This is a genomic window from Nocardioides acrostichi, from assembly GCF_015319165.1.
In the GTDB taxonomy this organism is placed as follows: domain Bacteria; phylum Actinomycetota; class Actinomycetes; order Propionibacteriales; family Nocardioidaceae; genus Nocardioides; species Nocardioides acrostichi.
On the sequence record NZ_JADIVZ010000002.1, the window covers coordinates 197,303 to 214,224 of the forward strand.

General features: G+C 72.3%; 13 protein-coding genes. 8 read left to right on the top strand and 5 right to left on the bottom strand.

The annotated features are described in order from the left end of the window. Window positions 1-11: 11 nt before the first annotated feature. A complete protein-coding gene (locus ISG29_RS05835; RefSeq protein ID WP_194502455.1) occupies window positions 12-1,532 on the top strand; it encodes a serine/threonine-protein kinase in 1,521 nt (506 codons plus the stop codon). 64 nt (window positions 1,533-1,596) lie between these two features. On the opposite strand, the gene ISG29_RS05840 is transcribed toward ISG29_RS05835, so the two are convergent. After that, the gene (locus ISG29_RS05840) at window positions 1,597-2,256 is read right to left on the bottom strand and encodes a hypothetical protein (protein WP_194502867.1); all 660 of its coding nucleotides are present in this window, start codon (window positions 2,254-2,256) and stop codon (window positions 1,597-1,599) included. 18 nt (window positions 2,257-2,274) lie between these two features. Between ISG29_RS05840 and ISG29_RS05845 the strand changes: the two genes are divergently transcribed. Then, entirely contained in the window at window positions 2,275-3,765 is a 1,491-nt protein-coding gene (locus tag ISG29_RS05845; RefSeq protein ID WP_328828135.1) for an amidohydrolase, read from the top strand. A 51-nt stretch (window positions 3,766-3,816) separates the two neighbouring features. On the opposite strand, the gene ISG29_RS05850 is transcribed toward ISG29_RS05845, so the two are convergent. After that, a complete protein-coding gene (locus ISG29_RS05850) occupies window positions 3,817-4,764 on the bottom strand; it encodes an SGNH/GDSL hydrolase family protein (RefSeq protein ID WP_194502456.1) in 948 nt (315 codons plus the stop codon). Window positions 4,765-4,823: 59 nt separating this feature from the next. Here ISG29_RS05850 and ISG29_RS05855 point away from each other — a divergent pair, with 59 nt between their 5' ends. Next, window positions 4,824-5,786 (top strand): cation diffusion facilitator family transporter, encoded by a 963-nt coding sequence (locus ISG29_RS05855; RefSeq protein ID WP_328828137.1) that lies wholly within the window; start codon window positions 4,824-4,826, stop codon window positions 5,784-5,786. Between the two features lie 639 nt (window positions 5,787-6,425). On the opposite strand, the gene ISG29_RS05860 is transcribed toward ISG29_RS05855, so the two are convergent. Continuing rightward, on the bottom strand, window positions 6,426-7,583 hold the full coding sequence (locus ISG29_RS05860) for a PucR family transcriptional regulator (RefSeq protein ID WP_207792809.1): 1,158 nt from the start codon (window positions 7,581-7,583) through the stop codon (window positions 6,426-6,428). A 93-nt stretch (window positions 7,584-7,676) separates the two neighbouring features. On the opposite strand from ISG29_RS05860, the gene ISG29_RS05865 reads away from it, so the two are divergent. After that, window positions 7,677-8,804, top strand: a complete 1,128-nt coding sequence (locus ISG29_RS05865; protein ID WP_194502457.1) for a ferredoxin reductase — start codon at window positions 7,677-7,679, stop codon at window positions 8,802-8,804. A 26-nt stretch (window positions 8,805-8,830) separates the two neighbouring features. Continuing rightward, a complete protein-coding gene (locus ISG29_RS05870) occupies window positions 8,831-10,066 on the top strand; it encodes a fatty acid desaturase family protein (RefSeq protein WP_194502458.1) in 1,236 nt (411 codons plus the stop codon). A 173-nt stretch (window positions 10,067-10,239) separates the two neighbouring features. On the opposite strand, the gene ISG29_RS05875 is transcribed toward ISG29_RS05870, so the two are convergent. Then, window positions 10,240-11,535, bottom strand: a complete 1,296-nt coding sequence (locus ISG29_RS05875) for a lipase family protein (RefSeq protein WP_194502459.1) — start codon at window positions 11,533-11,535, stop codon at window positions 10,240-10,242. Window positions 11,536-11,631: 96 nt separating this feature from the next. Between ISG29_RS05875 and ISG29_RS05880 the strand changes: the two genes are divergently transcribed. Beyond that, on the top strand, window positions 11,632-12,348 hold the full coding sequence (locus tag ISG29_RS05880) for an MOSC domain-containing protein (protein WP_194502460.1): 717 nt from the start codon (window positions 11,632-11,634) through the stop codon (window positions 12,346-12,348). Between the two features lie 369 nt (window positions 12,349-12,717). Here the strand turns inward: ISG29_RS05880 and pgm are convergent, their stop codons facing one another. Beyond that, the gene (gene pgm / locus ISG29_RS05885; protein WP_194502461.1) at window positions 12,718-14,358 is read right to left on the bottom strand and encodes a phosphoglucomutase (alpha-D-glucose-1,6-bisphosphate-dependent); all 1,641 of its coding nucleotides are present in this window, start codon (window positions 14,356-14,358) and stop codon (window positions 12,718-12,720) included. Window positions 14,359-14,450: 92 nt separating this feature from the next. Here pgm and ISG29_RS05890 point away from each other — a divergent pair, with 92 nt between their 5' ends. Next, a complete protein-coding gene (locus ISG29_RS05890) occupies window positions 14,451-15,245 on the top strand; it encodes a crotonase/enoyl-CoA hydratase family protein (protein ID WP_194502462.1) in 795 nt (264 codons plus the stop codon). A 30-nt stretch (window positions 15,246-15,275) separates the two neighbouring features. Then, window positions 15,276-16,901 carry a hypothetical protein gene (locus tag ISG29_RS05895; RefSeq protein ID WP_207792810.1) on the top strand — a complete coding sequence of 542 codons (1,626 nt, stop codon included), beginning with the start codon at window positions 15,276-15,278 and terminating at the stop codon, window positions 16,899-16,901. Window positions 16,902-16,922 lie beyond the last annotated feature (21 nt).

Here is a 16,922-nt window from a genome sequence, read left to right on the forward strand (position 1 = left end):
ATCATGCCTGCGTGGACCTCACACCGTCGGCACCGCAGCGCATCGGTCGCTACGCGGTGCGGCGACGCCTGGGGTCAGGCGCGTTCGCGACGGTCTGGCTTGCCTATGACGCGCAACTGGACTCTCCGGTTGCCGTGAAGGTGCTGGCCGACAACTGGGCCGGTGATGCGCAGGTGCGGGCGCGGTTCCTCGAGGAGGGTCGCTACCTACGCCGGGTGGAGAGCCCGCACGTGGTGAGCGTGTACGACGCGGGCGAGCTGCCCGACGGCCGGCCCTACCTGGTCATGTCGTACGCCGACCAGGGCACCCTCGGTGACCGCCTCGATGCCGGCAGCCTCACCACCGGACAGGCGATGGTGGTGCTGCGGCAGGTCGGCGCGGGCCTCCAGGCGCTGCACGACCGCGACATCCTGCACCGCGACGTGAAGCCGGCGAACGTGCTCTTCCGCAGCCGCAAGGGTGAGGTCTGCGCGATGCTCGGCGACCTCGGTCTCGGCAAGGCCCTCGACGCCTCCTCGCGGCTGACGATGGCCGCGGGCACGCCGTCCTACGTGGCGCCGGAGCAGGCGCGTGCGGAGTCGCTCGACGCGCGCGCCGACCAGTTCTCGTTCGGGGCGTTGGCCTACCTGCTGCTGGGTGGGCGTTCGGCCTACTCCCACGCCGACCTCAAGCAGGCGGCGAACCCCGCGGCTCCCGCGCCGCTGGCGTCCTCCGACGGCGGGTTCGGCGAGGGCGGCGACGAGCGGGTCGACGCGGTGGTGCGTCGCGCGATGGCGATCGAGCGTGACGATCGGTGGCCCGACGTCGCGACCTTCGTCACCGCACTCGACGATGCCGTGACCGGCTCGGTGGGCTCACGGGTCGAGGAGCCGGTGGACACCATCGTGGCCCAGCCGTGGCTACCGTTCGACCCGGACGCCACGGCCGCGGGCGCCGCGCCCTCGCTCGGCACCGGGGCCACCGACCCCGCTGCGTCCGATCCGCCCCGCCGCGCACGTCGTCGGCTACTGGGCGTGCTCGCCGTCCTCGTGCTGCTGCCGTTCGCGGGTGGGGCGGGTGCCGTGGGAGGGCAGGAGATCGCCCGCGAGACCGCCCCGACGACGGCCCAGATCACCGACGACACCGGCCGGCTCGAGGTCACCGTGCCCCACGACTGGACGACCGCCGTGGGCACCGGAGCCTGGCAGGCACCCCAGGACGAGCAGGACTACCCGGCGGTCTCGGCCGGCACCGCCACCGACTGGACCGACGCCGAGGCCTCCGGTCAGGGCGTGTTCGCGGGCCTGATGCCCGGCAGTGGTCTGCCCGGACAGCTGCCCGGTCACCCCGAGTGCAGTGGCACGCCGTCGACCAGCGCCGAGGGCGGCTCGCAGCCCTCGACCACCCGGGTCTTCTCCGGGTGCCCCGACGGCGTCGTGGTCGAGCGGGTCGAGCAGGTCAGCTCGGAACGGCTGCTGTGGGTGCAGGTGCGCAGCCAGACCACCGGCACCGCCTACCGGGTGCTCAGCAGCGTCACCACCTACGGCTACTGACACGGCTTCTGACAGGGCTTCTGACACGGCTGCTGACACGGCTGCTGACGCGAGCCGGACGTCGTCAGGACGGGTCGAGGTCGAGCCCCCGGACCATCGTGTCGAGCAGCCAGCCGAGGCCGTCGCGGTCCTGCTCCCGGCCGATCACGGCGATGCTGAGGTAGGCCTCGTCGCTGCCCGGCTTGGTGACGAACCGGTCCATCTCGACGCGGCGGTGCGCATCGGCGATGTAGGTGGCCACCAGGCTGTCGCCGTTGCTGGCCTCGGTCTGGAGGTCGGAGATGCCCGAGGCGGTCGCGAGGGCGGTGAGGCGGGAGTCGACCTGCGACTGCGTGGTCCGGTGGTCGGAGTCCACGAACCGGATGCGGGCGAAGTAGGTGTTGAGGGTGTCGGGCTGCAGCTGCTCGGGATAGATCTTGAACTCCGAGACGCTCGAGGGCGACACCTCCCAGCCGCGGGGCAGGGGGAGCGAGATGGCGAAGGCGTCGCCGAGCGTGCGCCGCTCGACCTTCAGGTCGGGCTCGAGCGTGGGGTAGTCGGGGTCGTCCTGCACGTCGACGGGCTTGTCGCGCGGGTAGGACGGGTCGGCGGCCACCACCGGCGACGGCGTGACCCACACGCGACCGGTCGTGGCGTCGTCCGACCGCTCGTAGCCGACGGCAGCACCGACCGCCGCGACGGCCAGCACCGTCGTGACCCCGAGCACCGCGCCACGCCAGCTCACGGCCGGCGTGCCCGGCTGGTGCCGCTGCGCCCCGGCGACCCCGCGCCGCGAGATCCGGTCGACGTGCTCGTCGAGGGCACGCAGGTCACCGCCGTCGGCCCCGGGCTCCCCAGCCCGGGGTCCACTGTTGTCGGCGGTGTCCGCGAGGTCGACGCCGACGGTCGCTGGCTGGTGCCGGGGCTCTGGGACCAGCACGTCCACCTCGCGCAGTGGACCCTCACCAGCGGCCGTCTCGACCTGGCTGGTGCGAAGTCGCCCGAGCAGGCGTTGGCGCAGGTCAAGGAGCGGGTCGAGGAGTACCCCGAGCTGCCCGTCATCGGGTGGGGCCACCGCTCCGCGGGCTGGGACCGCGACGTCACCGTCAGCGAGCTCGACGCCGTGTCGGGCGACACCCCCGTGGTGCTCATCTCCGGCGACGGTCACCATGCGTGGCTCAACACCACCGCGCTGCTGTTCCTCGCCATGCCGGTGCGCGACTCGGTGGTGCGCGAGGCCGAGTGGTTCGCTGCCTACCCGCGCCTGGCGACGCTCGTCGGCAACGACGGCACCAGCCCCGAGGCCTACCGCCGCACCCTCGACCACGCGGCCTCGATGGGCGTCGTCGGCCTGGTCGACTTCGAGTTCTCCGGCGGCGTGGCCGACTGGCAGGAGCGCTGGGCGGCCGGCTGCGACCTGCTCAAGATCCGCATGTCGACCTACGCGGAGGGTCTCGACGACGTGCTGACGCGCGGTCTGCGCACAGGCGACCCGCTGCCGGAGCTCGACGGCCGCATCACGATGGGTCCGCTGAAGATCATCAGCGACGGCTCGCTCAACACCCGCACCGCCTGGTGCTGCGAGCCCTACGGCGACGCGCACCGCCTGGAGTACCCCTCGGGCCAGCCGAACCTCTCCGGCACCGAGCTGCGCGATCTGCTGCGCACCGCGCACCGGAACGCGCTCGAGGTGGCCTGCCACGCCATCGGCGACGCCGCGGTGGCCGAGGCGCTGGCGTCGTACGCCGACACGGGCGCTCGTGGGTCGATCGAGCACGCGCAGATGGTGAACCGGGCCGACGTCGCCACGATGGCGCGGCTCGGGATCCGGGCCAGCATCCAGCCCGCGCACCTGCTCGACGACCGCGACCTCACCGAGAAGATCTGGGGCGAGCGGTCGGCGCGCTGCTTCGCGTTTCGCTGGATGCTCGACGACGGCGTCACCCTCGCCATGGGCTCCGACGCCCCGGTCAGCCCGCTCGACCCGTGGCTGGCGATGGCCGCCGGCGTGCACCGCAGCGCCGACGACCGCGACGCCTGGCACGGCGAGCAGGCCCTCACGCCGCAGGAGGTGCTGGCCGCCAGCGTCGACGGTCAGCCGATGGTGGGGGCCGGCAGCCGTGGCGACCTGGCGTTGCTGGACTCCGACCCGCTGGCGGCGTCCGACTCACCGGCCGACGCCGCCACCGCCCTGCGCGCCATGACCGTCGCCGCCACCTGGGTCGACGGGCAAGAGGTGTACTCCGCGTTCTGAGCGCGTCGATGGGGCGCGGTGGCACGGGCGGGCCGGGAGCGCCATCACGGACTACTGCTCGAGCATGCTCAGCACGGCCTTCGCCACGGCCTGCTGCTCGGCGGCGAAGGGGTGGTAGGCGAGCGCCGCATCGGGCTGGGTTGCCTGGCCGTTGACCCACGGGTCGTCGGCGCAGATGTCGTGACCCTTGCTGAGGGCGAAGGTGTCGACGAAGCCGGCGTCGCTGCGAGTCGCCGCCTGCTCCAGCGCGGCATTGAGCATCCGGTTCACGCGCAGCGCGAACGGCAGATCCTTCGCTGCGACCGGGAGCAGGTCGGGGCAGCTGCCCGTCGAGGGGATCACCTGCGGGTACCCGACGACGATCACGGTGGCGTCGGGGGCTCGGTCGAGCACCCCGGTGACGGCGGACGAGACGCGGGTCGAGATCTTCTTCAGGGTCGCACCGACCTTGACCTCTGCGGCGTCCTTGCAGCGGGTGCCACTGCCCTGGGACTGCGAGCAGGCGCCGATGATGCTGCCGAACACGCCGAAGTCGTTGCCGCCGATGCTGAGCGTGACCAGTGAGGTCCGCGGTGTCACGGCGCTCAGCTGCGGTGGGACGTCGCCGCGCCCGGTGGTCTGCACCCCGATGAGCGAGGTGGTGTCGGCGCCCGAGCAGGACCGGTCGTCGAGCACGGTGCCCTCGAGCTGGGCCGCGATCAGGTGTGGGTAGTTGCCCGTCGACTGGAGGCAGGCGCTGGCCGGGTCGGTCTTCGGCACGAGCGGCGCCGCGGTGTAGGAGTCGCCGAGGGCGACGTACCGGGGGTAGGCGCCGGTCCCGACGTCGGCGCTGCTCGAGGGTGCGAAGGGATCCTCGTCGTCCGCCGACGACGAACTGCTCGGCGAGGCCGACGACGGCGCGGCGTCCGGGTCGTCGTCCGAACTCGTGCAGGCCGCCGCACCCACCGCCAGCACTCCGGCGATCGTGAGGACTGCGGTCAGTCTCCTGGCTCGGCGCATGGGCAGGACGCTACCCCCGGGGTGTGCGCCGCCGGGGCCGCGGGCGGTAACCCTGAGGTGTGGGTGAACCAGCGGAGGAGCACGACAGCGACGGCGCCGGGGAGTCGATGGTCACGGTGGTGGTCGCGCTCTTGGCCAACGGCCTGCTCGCCGTGGCGAAGACCGCGGCCGCGGTGTTGAGCGGCTCGGCGTCGATGACCGCGGAGGCGGCCCACTCGTGGTCCGACACCGGTAACGAGGTCTTCTTGCTGGTGGCCGAGAAGTCCGGCAACCGGCCGCGCGACGAGGAGCACCCGCGCGGCTACGGCCGGGCGACGTACGTGTGGTCGCTCGTGGCGGCGTTCGGGCTCTTCACCCTGGGTGCGCTGGTCTCGATCTGGACCGGTGTCGAGGAGTTGCGCAGCCCCCGTGAGGACGGCGGCCACTACACGCTGAACTACGTCATCTTGGCCGTCGGCTTCGTGCTCGAGGGCATCTCGTTCGTGCAGGCCAGCCGGCAGGTGCATGGGCAGGCCCGCCGTTGGCGGATGCACCCCCTGAGCTTCGTCAGCCGCACCTCCAACCCCACGCTGCGCGCGGTGTTCTTCGAGGACTCCTCCGCGCTCGTCGGCATCCTCCTCGCCGCGACCGGCATCGGTCTGCATCAGGCGACGGGCGACCCGCGCTTCGATGCCATCGGATCGATCGGCATCGGCGTGCTGCTCGGCGTGGTCGCGGTCTTCCTCATGCGCCGCAACATGGAGTACCTGCTCGGCGAGGGGCTCGGCCCCCAGTTGCGCTCACGGGTGCTGACCAGCCTCTACGAGCACCCCGAGATCGAGCGCATCACCTACCTGCACGTCGAGTACGTCGGGCCGCAGAAGCTCTTCGTCGTCGCCGCCGTCGACCTCGTCGGCGACGACCCCGAGCCCGACCTGGCGCTCCGGTTCCGCGAGGTGGAGCGCCAGATCGAGAAGGATCCCCAGATCGTGGACGCCGTGCTCACCCTGGCCCCGCCCGACGAGCCTGCGCTGCAGCCCTGAACGCCGGTGGTTGAGCCGCTAGGCGAGGTTCCCCGCGGGTGGTTGAGCCGGTCGAGCCGCTAGGCAAGGTTCCCCGCCGGTGGTTGAGCTGGTCGAGCCGCTAGGCGAGACCGTGTCGAAACCCAGTGAGGTGCTAATCGGCCTTGCCTTCACAGTCGCTGGGTTTCGACGCGCTCGTCGCTGGCGCTCCTCACGGCTCAACCACCAGCGGCTCAATCCATCGGTTGGTGCTTGGGTTCCGCGAGGTGGAGCGCCAGATCGAGAAGGATCCCCAGATCGTGGACGCCGTACTCACCCTGGCCCCGCCCGACGAGCCCGCGCTGCAGCCCTGAACGCCGGTAGTTGAGCCGGTCGATCCGCTGGGCGAGGTTCCCCGCCGGTGGTTGAGCTGGTCGAGGCGCTGGGCGAGGTTCCCCGCGGGTGGTTGAGCCGGTCGAGGCGCTGGGCGAGGTTCCCCGCCGGTGGTTGAGCCGGTCGAGCCGCTAGGCGAGACCGTGTCGAAACCCGGTGAGGTGCTAATCGGCCTTGCCTTCACAGTCGCTGGGTTTCGACGCGCTCGTCGCTAGGGCTCCTCACGGCTCAACCACCGGCGGCTCAACCACCAGCGGCTCGACCACCAGCGGTCCAGCGCCGGCGGGCTCAGGCCAGGGCCAGGGTGAGTGCGAGCACGGTGTCGGGATCCTCGAGGGCGTCGCCGTAGAGCTCGCGCAGCCGTTGGAGGCGGTAGCGCACGGTCTGGGGATGCACGAAGAGCGCCTCGGCCATCTCGTCGCGCCGGCCCTGGTGCAGCACCCAGGCGCGCAGGGTCTCGGTGAGCTTCTCGGCGGTCGACGGCCGGACGTCGGCCAACGGTGCCAGGGCCCGGGCGCGCAGGTCGACCAGCGCGTCGGCGTCGGCGTCGAGCACCAGCCGCGGCAGGTGCTGCTCGGTGTCGGGTCCGAGCCCGGCGAGGCGCGCGCGCAGTGCCCGCTGGTAGGAGCCCCGCGCCGCCAACCAGGCCCGCGCCGGACCCACCACCGCGCCGCGGCCCTCGACGGCTCGCAGCACCGCCGCGCGCGCGGCGTCGTGCACGTCGGGCACCAGCAGCAGTACGCCTTCGGTGAGGTCGGGCGCCTCCGGCAGCACCACTGTGGCGGCCGGGAGCGAGGAGAGCACGGGGCGCACCTGCGACTCCGGCACGATCACCGCCGTGAGGGTGGACGGCGGCTCCCACTCGGCCCGCTGGGCGGCCTCGTGCACGACCTCGGGCGACGCGCCGGCCAGCAGGTGCCGACCCATCCGCTCCAGCAGCCGCTGGCGCACACGGCCGCTGGTGGCGAGCTCGTCGGTGTGCCCGGCGACGGCGGCCGCCGACAACTCGTCGATGTAGGCGAACACGAGGTCGGCGAACTCCACGAGGGCGATCCCGTCGACGCCGTGCTCGACGGCCGTGCCCGACATCTCGCGCCACGCCACCCGCGCGCCGATGCGGAACGCCGAGAGCAGGGCGTCGGTGGACCGTCCACTGCGCGCCTCGCCGCGACCGAGCTGGTAGGAGCCCTCGACGGCGGGCGCGCGGGGCGTGTCGGCTCCCCGGCGTCCGCCCGCGAGGGTCAAGAAGCCCGAGAGTGCGAGCTGCACGGCGTTCCGGATGGTGGCCGCCATCTCGGAGTCGAAGGCGTCGGCGTAGCTCGGCACCTCCTCGATCACGGCGTCGACCACGCGCTCGGCCACCCGCGGCAGTTCGGCGCGCATCGGGGCCACGGCCTCCGAACTGAGGCGCACGTCGTGTCCGGGCATCTTGCGTTGCCATCTCATGACCTTAATTTGTTCATATCGAACAAGAAAACGCCAACGATTCACGTTGACGCGCCCTAGGTATTACCTGCCGGGACGACGACACTCGTTGTCATGACCTCCGTTGCCGTCACCCGCGGCGCTGTGCCGACCGGCACCCTGCGGCGCACCGTTGCCGACCGTCTGCGCCAGGTGGCCGACGCCGCGCTCACCCCGCTCGACCTCGACGACGTGCTCGACCACGTGCACCCGCTGCGCCGCGGCGGCAGCGACCTCGTCGGGCGTGTCGTCTCGGTGACCCCCGAGACCGAGCAGTCGGCCACGATCCTCATCAAGCCGGGTCGCGGATGGTCCGGCCACGTGCCCGGCCAGTACCTGCGCGTCGGCGTCGACGTCGACGGTGTGCGACTGTGGCGCACCTACTCGCTCACCCACGGCCCGCGTGCCGACCGCTGCATCTCGATCACCGTCAAGGCGATCGACGGCGGTGTGGTGTCGAACCACCTCGTGCACCGCACCCGCCCCGGCACCATGCTCCAACTGGCCCAGGCCGACGGCGACTTCGTGCTGCCCGACCCGCTGCCGGCCAAGCTGCTGTTGGTCACGGCCGGCTCCGGCATCACCCCGGTCATCGGCATGCTGCGCAACCTGTTCTCGCGCGCCGAGATCCCCGACCTCGACATCGTGCTCATCCACTCCGCGCTCGCGCAGGCCGAGGTGATCTTCGGGGCTGAGATCCGCGACTACGCCGCCCGCGGGCTGATCCGCCTCGAGGAGCTGCACACCGACACCCACGGCCTGCTCGACGTCGACACCCTCACCGAGCGGGTGCCCGACCTCGCCGAGCGGCCGACGTACGCCTGCGGCCCGGCCGGGCTGCTCGACGCCCTCGAGGTCCACCACGAGGCCCGCGGCCTGACGCTGCACACCGAGCGGTTCCGCCCCGTCGTGCTCGCCGAGGCAGGCGAGGGCGGCACGGTAACCTTCTCCGACGGCAGCACCCTCGAGGCCGACGGCGCCACTCCGCTGCTCGACGTGGCCGAGGGCGCGGGCCGGCTGATGCCCAGCGGCTGTCGCATGGGCATCTGCATGGGCTGCGTGCTGCCGATGACCGACGGCGCGGTGCGCGACCTGCGCAACGGCGCCCTGACCGTCGCCGTGCCGGGTGAGACCGGCCGCGGCGGCGTCCCGATCCAGACCTGCATCAGCGCCGCCGCCGGCGACTGCCACCTCGACCACTGACCACCCCTGCGACGAAAGGCACCACGATGACCACCATCACCAAGAAGCCCGTCGACCCCACCGCCCACCTCTCCGCGGCCGACGTCGAGGCGATCGGCGTCCGGCTCGACGCCATCCGCCAGGAGGTGCTCGACGCCCGCGGCGAGTCCGACGCCCGCTACATCCGCCGCCTGGTCAAGACCCAGCGCAACCTCGAGCTGGGTTCGCGCGCGGTACTGCTCGGCTCGGCACTGCCGCCGCTGTGGCTGCTCGGCACCGTGGGCCTCTCGGTCGCCAAGATCCTGGAGAACATGGAGATCGGGCACAACGTGATGCACGGTCAGTGGGACTGGATGCGCGACCCGAAGATCCACTCCACCACCTGGGAGTGGGACAACGCCTCGACCGCCGAGGGCTGGAAGCACAGCCACAACCAGATCCACCACACGTACACGAACATCGTCGGCAAGGACAACGACCTCGGCTACGGCATCATGCGCGTCGACGAGGAGCAGAAGTGGATCCCCTTCTACCTGCTGCAGCCGCTGTGGAACTTCGTCAACGCCTGCTTCTTCGAGTACGGCATCGCAGCCTACGACCTCGAGCTCGGCAAGAACCTCTCCATCCCGAAGGAGAAGCGCTCGGAGACCTTCAAGGCCAACGCCAAGAAGACCCTGGCGAAGATCCGCAAGCAGGCGACCAAGGACTACGTCGTCAACCCGGCCCTCGCGCTGCCCTTCGGTGCCGCGCTGCCCACCCTCGCGGCGAACTTCACCGCCAACCTGGTGCGCAACGTCTGGTCGCACTCGGTGATCATGTGCGGGCACTTCCCCGAGGGCGTCGAGACGTTCGAGAAGAAGTCGATCCCGGACGACGAGACGCGCGGTCAGTGGTACGTGCGCCAGATGCTCGGCTCGGCCAACATCTCCGGCAGCCGCTTCATGCACCTGATGACCGGCAACCTCAGCCACCAGATCGAGCACCACCTCTTCCCCGACCTGCCCAGCAACCGCTACGCCGAGGTGGCCCCGCAGGTGAAGGCGCTCTTCGACGAGTACGGCCTGAACTACCACAGCGCCCCGCTGCCGGCCCAGGTCTACTCGGCCTGGCACAAGGTCGTGCGGCTCTCGCTGCCCAACGACTGGCTGGCCACCACCACCCCCAAGAACCTGCCCCAGCAGCTCAAGGTGCTCTGGGCGATGTCGACTAAGGGTCCGCGCGTGCGTCGTGCCGCCCAGGCGCGGCTCACCCAGCAGCGCCGCCGGCTCGCCCAGGCCGCCTGAGCCGCGTCGTCCCGCCTGACTCCCGTCGTCCGGCTCGCCGCGCGCATGTAACGCGGTGTTACCCCGGCTGGTGCGGGGCTATGAAGGGTGACCAGTCCGCGTAACACCGCGTTACATGGGCCAGACGCCGCGGCAGGGAGCGGGCAGGCCGCGGATGCGCGTGCGTGCGCGGGTCAGTTCGTCAGCACGGCGGCGAGGAAGCCGCGGGTGTCGGCGTCTCCGACCGACGAGACGTCGTCGTGGCCGACGCCGGCGTAGGTGCGGTAGTCGACGTCGACCCCCTGCGAGCGGAGCGTGTTCACGAGCCGGTCGGTGTACTGCGGCAGCACGGTGTAGTCGTTGCGCCCCTGGGTGATCATCAGCGGCACGTCGATGCGGTTGCGTGCGGGGTCGTTGCGCTTGAGATCCCGCACGAAGTCCCCGAGTCGGGCGTCGCGCTTGAAGAACTGGTCGAGCGGGATCGGTGAGAACGTCTCGTCGATCTGCTCCAGGCACTCTCGGTAGGCGGTGGGGAACACCGCGCGCGCCCGGGCCGTCAGCAGTCGCCGCGGCTCGAGGCCCGGGTACGCGGCGGCGTACCCGGCGAGCAGCATCGCTGCGAGCGAGGAGTCGGTCCCGCCGCTCGACGCCTGCTCGGGGTGGGCGATGCGGTCGGTGAGCTGGAGTGCGAGGTGTGAGGGCGGGGCGATCGCGACCGTGCCGCGCAGATCCAGCCCCGGCGCATAGGACGACGCCAGCCCGGCCGCCCAGAGCGCGGCGTGCCCGCCCTGGGAGAAGCCCTCGATCGCGACCTTGGTGCCGATGCGCCGGTCGGCCCGCTCGGCCGCGATCGCCGAGTCGAGCACCGAACGGCCCTCAGAGACGCCGACCATGTAGGGATGCCGGCGCGGTGCGGCCAGGCCCTCGTACTCCGGGCGCACCAGCGCGTAGCCGGCGTCGATCCACGCCTGCAGCGGGTCGCCGGGCCGCTCGCCGCTGTCGCCGGGCACGGCCGGCACGCGGCTGCGCGCGCACTGGTCGGCGAGTCCCACGGTGCCGTGGGCGAAGACCAGCAGCGGGAATCCTCCGGCGGGCGGGGCCGCGTCCGGCACGGTGAGCATGGCGGTGGCGGTGACCATCCGCCCGGACACGCCCCGCATGCGGTAGCGGATCAGCGTGTTGACGGCGTGGTCGAAGCGGTCGTTGCCGGTGAACGGCACCTGGGAGACCAGGGCTCCGTGTGGGTCTCGCTTGGCCCGCGGGGCCGCCGTGGCGCTCGCGGAGGCCGTGGGCGACGTGGTCGCTGAGGCGCTGGGTGAGGCGCTGGGTGAGGCGCTGGGGGAGGCGCTGGGGGAGGTGGTGGCTGTTGCGGGCTGTTCGGCGACGCGCGTGGCGCTCTGCTGGCACGCGGCGAGACCGAGGCACAGCGTGGCCGTCGTGGCGAGCGTCGACGCGCGCCGCCACGTGGCCGTCAGGGAACGGCGGGGCATGGGGCCACGGTAGTCGCGCCATCTGGGTGCGACCATGGCGGCGTGCAGGTCGTCTCCGTCGGGTGTGCTCGCCTCAAGGGCAGTAGGCACCGCTCGATGCCGAGCATCCGCCTTGACGGCGCCGGGGTGTCGGGCGATCGCCGCTGGTGCCTCGTCGACGCCGCTCGTCGGCAGGTGCTGCGCACCGTCTCCCATCCTCGGCTGATGGCGCTCGACGTGCTGGCCGAGGGTCCGGACGACGCACTCGTCGTGCGGGGGCCCGGCGGCGAGCGCGCCGAGGCGACGCCGCGGCCGACGGGAGCCATCCTGACCTGCGACTACTGGGGTCGACCGGTCGAGCTGCGGCTGTGCGAGCACCCGGTGGTCGATCTCGCCGCGAGGCTGCTCGACCGGCCACCGCGCGCCCTCGCCCTGGCCCTGGCCCCGCCGGCGGCGGTCGTCTACGGCGGCGGGGTGCATCTGGTGGCCACGGCCACGCTGGCGGCCCTCTCGGCGCGCCTGGGCGCTCCGGTCGACCCCGCCCGCACCCGCGCGTCGGTGGTGGTCGATGCCGGCCCGGAGCCGTGGATCGAGGAGGGCTGGGTGGGGCGTGAGGTCGCGCTCGGCGAGGCCCGCGTGCGGGTGCTGACCGCGACGCCGCGGTGCGCCGTCCTCGACCTGGAGCCGGGGTCGGGTCGCCGCGACCTGCCGGTGCTGCGCGCCCTGGCGGACTGTCGGGGCAACCCCGACGGGATGGGCCCGCGGCTGGGGGTCGACGGCGAGGTGAGCCGACCCGGCGACGTGCGCCCGGGCGATGTCGTGGTCGTGCACTGACGGCGGCCGATCCGGTGTCGCTCGTGGCGTGTCGCTGGTCACACGTCGCGATCGAGGGGCCGCGGAGGTTTGGGGGCCGGATGATCGGGTAGAGAGGCCTCGCGCCCCGTACTCCGCGGGGCTCGTTTCGGGGGGAACGACATGGCCATTCACCACACGCTGAGCCGTGCGGACGTCACGTCACCCTCCCGCGCCGGGCGTGTGCGCGCGCCCGACGACTCCAGGCTGCCGGGTCTGTCCCCGCGTTACCCCCGGGCACGGATTCCGGCATGGGTGCCGTCGCGTTGTTCTCTGATGCCCCTCAGGTCAGCGCGGCGGTCACCTGGAGGATCGGCGTCCCTGCCGCCCAGTTGAGGGTTTCGGCGCGACTCACCCCAGCGCGGAGCCGACCACCTCGCGGGCGGCGTCCTGCACCTGCCGCAGGTGGTCGGGCCCTCGGAAGCTCTCGGCGTAGATCTTGTAGACGTCCTCGGTGCCCGAGGGGCGCGCCGCGAACCAGGCCGACTCGGTGGTGACCTTGAGTCCGCCGATGGCTGCCCCGTTGCCGGGTGCCTCGGTGAGCTTCGCGGTGATCGGCTCGCCCGCCAGTTCGGTGGCGCTCACGGCGTCGGGTGTGAGCGCGGCCAGCTTCGCCTTCTGCTCCCGGTCGGCCGGGGCGTCGACGCGCGCGTAGGCGGGGTCGCCGTGCTTCGCGACGAGGTCGGCGTAGTGCGCGGACGGCGATCGCCCGGTGCGGGCGGTGATCTCGGCGGCCAGCAGGCACAGCAGCAGGCCGTCCTTGTCGGTCGACCACACCGTGCCGTCGAAGCGCAGGAACGAGGCGCCGGCCGACTCCTCGCCGCCGAACGCGCAGGTGCCGTCGAGCAGCCCGGGCACGAACCACTTGAACCCGACCGGCACCTCCTCCAGGGTGGCGCCGACGTCGGCGGCGACCCGGTCGATCATCGACGACGACACCAGCGTCTTGCCCACCCTGACGCCGGTCGGCCAGCCCGGCCGGGCGCCGCCCATGAGGTAGCCGATGGCCACGGCGAGGTAGTGGTTGGGGTTCATCAGACCGGCGTCGGGCGTGACGATGCCGTGCCGGTCGGAGTCGGCGTCGTTGCCGGTGGCGAGGTCGTACTTCTCCTTCTGCGCGATGAGCGAGGCCATCGCGTTGGGCGAGGAGCAGTCCATGCGGATCTTGCCGTCGCCGTCGAGGGTCATGAACCGCCACGTCGGGTCGACCAGTGGGTTCACCACGGTGAGGTCGAGGTCGTGTCGTTCGGCGATCTCGCTCCAGTAGTGCACCGACGCCCCGCCCATCGGGTCGGCCCCGATGCGCACGCCGGCCCGCTTGATCGCGGCGAGGTCGACGACGTTCGGCAGGTCGTCGACATAGGTGCCCATGAAGTCGTAGCCCTGCGCCGCGGCGCGCGCGCGGGCGAACGGCACCCGGCGCACGCCGTCGAGATCCGCCTTCAGTAGCTCGTTGGCGCGCGCGGCGATCACCTTCGTGGCGTCGGAGTCGGCCGGGCCGCCGTGCGGCGGGTTGTACTTGAAGCCGCCGTCGGAGGGCGGGTTGTGCGACGGCGTCACGACGATGCCGTCGGCGTCACCCCGGCGTCCGGCGGCACCCCGGTTCGCGCGCAGGATCGCGTGCGAGACGGCGGGGGTGGGGGTGTAGGCGTCGCGATCGTCGACGAGCACGGTGACGTCGTTGGCCACCAGCACCTCGAGCGCGGTCGCCCACGCGGGTTCGGAGAGCGCGTGGGTGTCGCGGCCGATGAACAGCGGGCCGTCGATGCCCTGCCCGGCGCGGTACTCGCAGATCGCCTGGGTCGTGGCGGCGATGTGCGCCTCGTTGAACGAGCCTGTGAGCGAGCTGCCCCGGTGGCCGCTGGTGCCGAACGCGACCTCTTGGGCGACGTCATCCGGATCGGGTGCGGTCGTGTAGTACGCCGTCACGAGGTGGGCGACGTCGACCAGATCCTGGGGCAGCGCGACTGTTCCGGCACGTGGGTGGCTCATGCCACCCGATCATGCCGCTCGCCGGTGGTCGCCGGAAGCCGTGTGCTCCGCCCGTGGGCAGTCGGCACCGATGGGGTGGGATGATGGTGGGCATGTCGCACGTGACCTGCACCGTCCAGGACGGCATCGCCCTGGTGAGCATCGACCGCCCCGAGAAGCTCAACGCGCTGACCCTGGAGATCCTCGACGACCTCGTCTCGACCGCGCGCATGCTCGGCCGCGACAAGAACCTGCGCGCGGTGATCCTCACCGGTGCCGGCGACGCGTTCTGCGCCGGGCTCGACTTCGGCCACGTGCTCAAGGCGCCGCGCAAGATCGTGCAGGCCTTCGTGCCGCGTCCGTGGCGCGGCACCAACACCTTCCAGGAGGCGTGCTGGGCCTGGCGCCGGCTGCCCGTGCCGGTCATCGCGGCGGTGCAGGGGCACTGCCTCGGCGGGGGCCTCCAGATCGCGCTGGCCGCCGACTTCCGCGTCGCCACCCCCGACTCGCAGTGGTCGGTGCTCGAGGCCAAGTGGGGCATCATCCCCGACATGAGCGGCATCCGCTCGCTGAGCCAGCTCGTCGGTATCGAGACCGCCAAGCGGCTCACCATGACCGCCGAGATGTTCTCCGGCAAGGAGGCCGCCGAGCTCGGTCTCGTCGGTGAGGTCGACGCCGACCCGCTGGCCGCCGCCTACTCGCTCGCCGAGAAGCTCAAGCAGCGCTCGCCCGACCAGCTCGCCGCCGCCAAGCGCGTCTTCGAGTCCTCCTGGACCGCCTCGGCGCGGCACACCTTCTCCCGCGAGCGCATCGAGCAGGCCTTCCTGCTCGTCGGTCGCAACACCAAGGCCGCGCAGAAGGCGGCCTTCGCCAAGGTGCCGCCGGTGTACGGGCCGCGCGCCCGGTGACCCGCTGAGCTCCTGCGTGGGGGCCGGCGCGTGAGGTGGGTCCGGCCGGCGGTGACCACCGCCGCCGCCGTGCTGTTCTGGGCGCTGCTGTGGTTCGGCCTCGGCCCGCTCGTGCCGGTGCTGAGCGTGCTGGCGCTGACCGTGCCCCGGGTGCGGCGTCGGGTGTGGCCATGGCTGCGCCCCACCCGTCGCACGCTGGGCGGGGTCGCCGCGGGCGTCGTCCTGGTGGCGGGGCTGGTGTGGGTGGTGCCCGACGGACGGCTGCCGATCCCGACCGGGTCGGGCGCGTGGGTGACGCCCGGCTACACCGGCCGACCGATCGAGACCAAGCCGATCGACCTGAAGATCCCCCAGAACGAGGCGATGGCGCCGAACGGGCGCAGTTCGATGCACGAGGACGCCTGGGCCTCCGACGCGCACCCCGGCCCCGGGCCTACCGGGCTCAGCCCGCAGGTCGACTCCGCCTGGTACGGCGTGGAGGAGTGCGCGACGCTCGCCTTCGACTCCCAGGGCCGGATGGTCGGGCTGTGCGGCACCCGCAGCGGACCTCAGCTACGGGTCATCGACCCCGAGTCGATGCGCCCGCTCGCGACGAAGAACCTGCCCGACCGGCCGGACTCCGACAAGCCGCCGTGGGCCGACCTCTGTGCCGGCGCGTACTTCTACCTCGACGCCGACGACCACGCCGTCGTCGCGACCACCGACCGGCGCATCCTCACCGTGTCGACGTCCGACGGCTCCGGTGACCCGGACCTGGCCACGCTCGACGAGACCGACCTCTCTGCCGTGATGCCGGCCGACGACTGCCTGCTCGCGGTGCTGCCCGACAGCGCGGGCCGCACCTGGTTCGTGACGCAAGGCGGTCGCATCGGCTACGTGACGGACGGCGGCCGACCGCGCGTGCTGGACCTCGGCGAGGAGGTCGCGAACTCGATCTCCTCCGACGCCGACGGCGGTGTGTACGCCGTCACGGTCGACGCGCTCTACCGGCTGCACGCCGGTGGGAGCGGCCCGGTGGTCGACTGGCGGACGCCGTACGAGCGCGGCAGCGGCGTGAAGCCGGGTCAGCTCAGCCAGGGGGCCGGCACCACCCCGACGCTCATGCCCGGTGGGCTGATCGCGATCACCGACAACGCGAACCCGCGGATGCACGTGATCGTGCTGCGCACCGGTGACGGCTCCGAGGTGTGCCAGACCGAGGTGTTCGACGACGACGCCTCGGCCACCGAGAACTCCCTGGTGCTGGTCGGGCCGACCGGCCTGGTCGTGGAGAACAACGAGGGCTACTCCTCACCCCTGCGCACCCTGCTCGGTCGACGCCCCGCCGGCGGCCTCGCGCGCGTCGACGTCCGCGACGGTCGCTGCTCGCTCACCTGGACCTCACCCGAGGTGGCCCCCAGCTCGGTGGCCAAGCTGTCGCTCGCGACCGGCCTGCTCTACGCCTACACCAAGCGCAAGAGCTGGCTCGGCGTCGACGCGTGGTACCTCACCGCGATCGACCCCACCACCGGCCGCACCGCCTGGTCGGTGCGCACCGGCCGCGGCCCGCTCTACAACAACCACTACTCCGCGATCACCCTTGGTCCTGACGGCTCCGCGTACGTCGCCACGCTTGCTGGGTTGGTGCGGGTGCGGGATCGGCGTCAGTCGGGCTAGGGCCGCCTTTACAGATAGCTA

Coding starts and splice junctions, on each gene's coding strand:
- ISG29_RS05850 (WP_194502456.1), bottom strand. CDS start 4,764: ATGCGCCGAGCCAGGAGACTGACCGCAGTCCTCACGATCGCCGGAGTG.
- ISG29_RS05865 (WP_194502457.1), top strand. CDS start 7,677: ATGACCTCCGTTGCCGTCACCCGCGGCGCTGTGCCGACCGGCACCCTG.
- pgm (WP_194502461.1), bottom strand. CDS start 14,358: ATGAGCCACCCACGTGCCGGAACAGTCGCGCTGCCCCAGGATCTGGTC.
- ISG29_RS05875 (WP_194502459.1), bottom strand. CDS start 11,535: ATGCCCCGCCGTTCCCTGACGGCCACGTGGCGGCGCGCGTCGACGCTC.
- ISG29_RS05870 (WP_194502458.1), top strand. CDS start 8,831: ATGACCACCATCACCAAGAAGCCCGTCGACCCCACCGCCCACCTCTCC.
- ISG29_RS05890 (WP_194502462.1), top strand. CDS start 14,451: ATGTCGCACGTGACCTGCACCGTCCAGGACGGCATCGCCCTGGTGAGC.
- ISG29_RS05860 (WP_207792809.1), bottom strand. CDS start 7,583: ATGAGATGGCAACGCAAGATGCCCGGACACGACGTGCGCCTCAGTTCG.
- ISG29_RS05880 (WP_194502460.1), top strand. CDS start 11,632: ATGCCGAGCATCCGCCTTGACGGCGCCGGGGTGTCGGGCGATCGCCGC.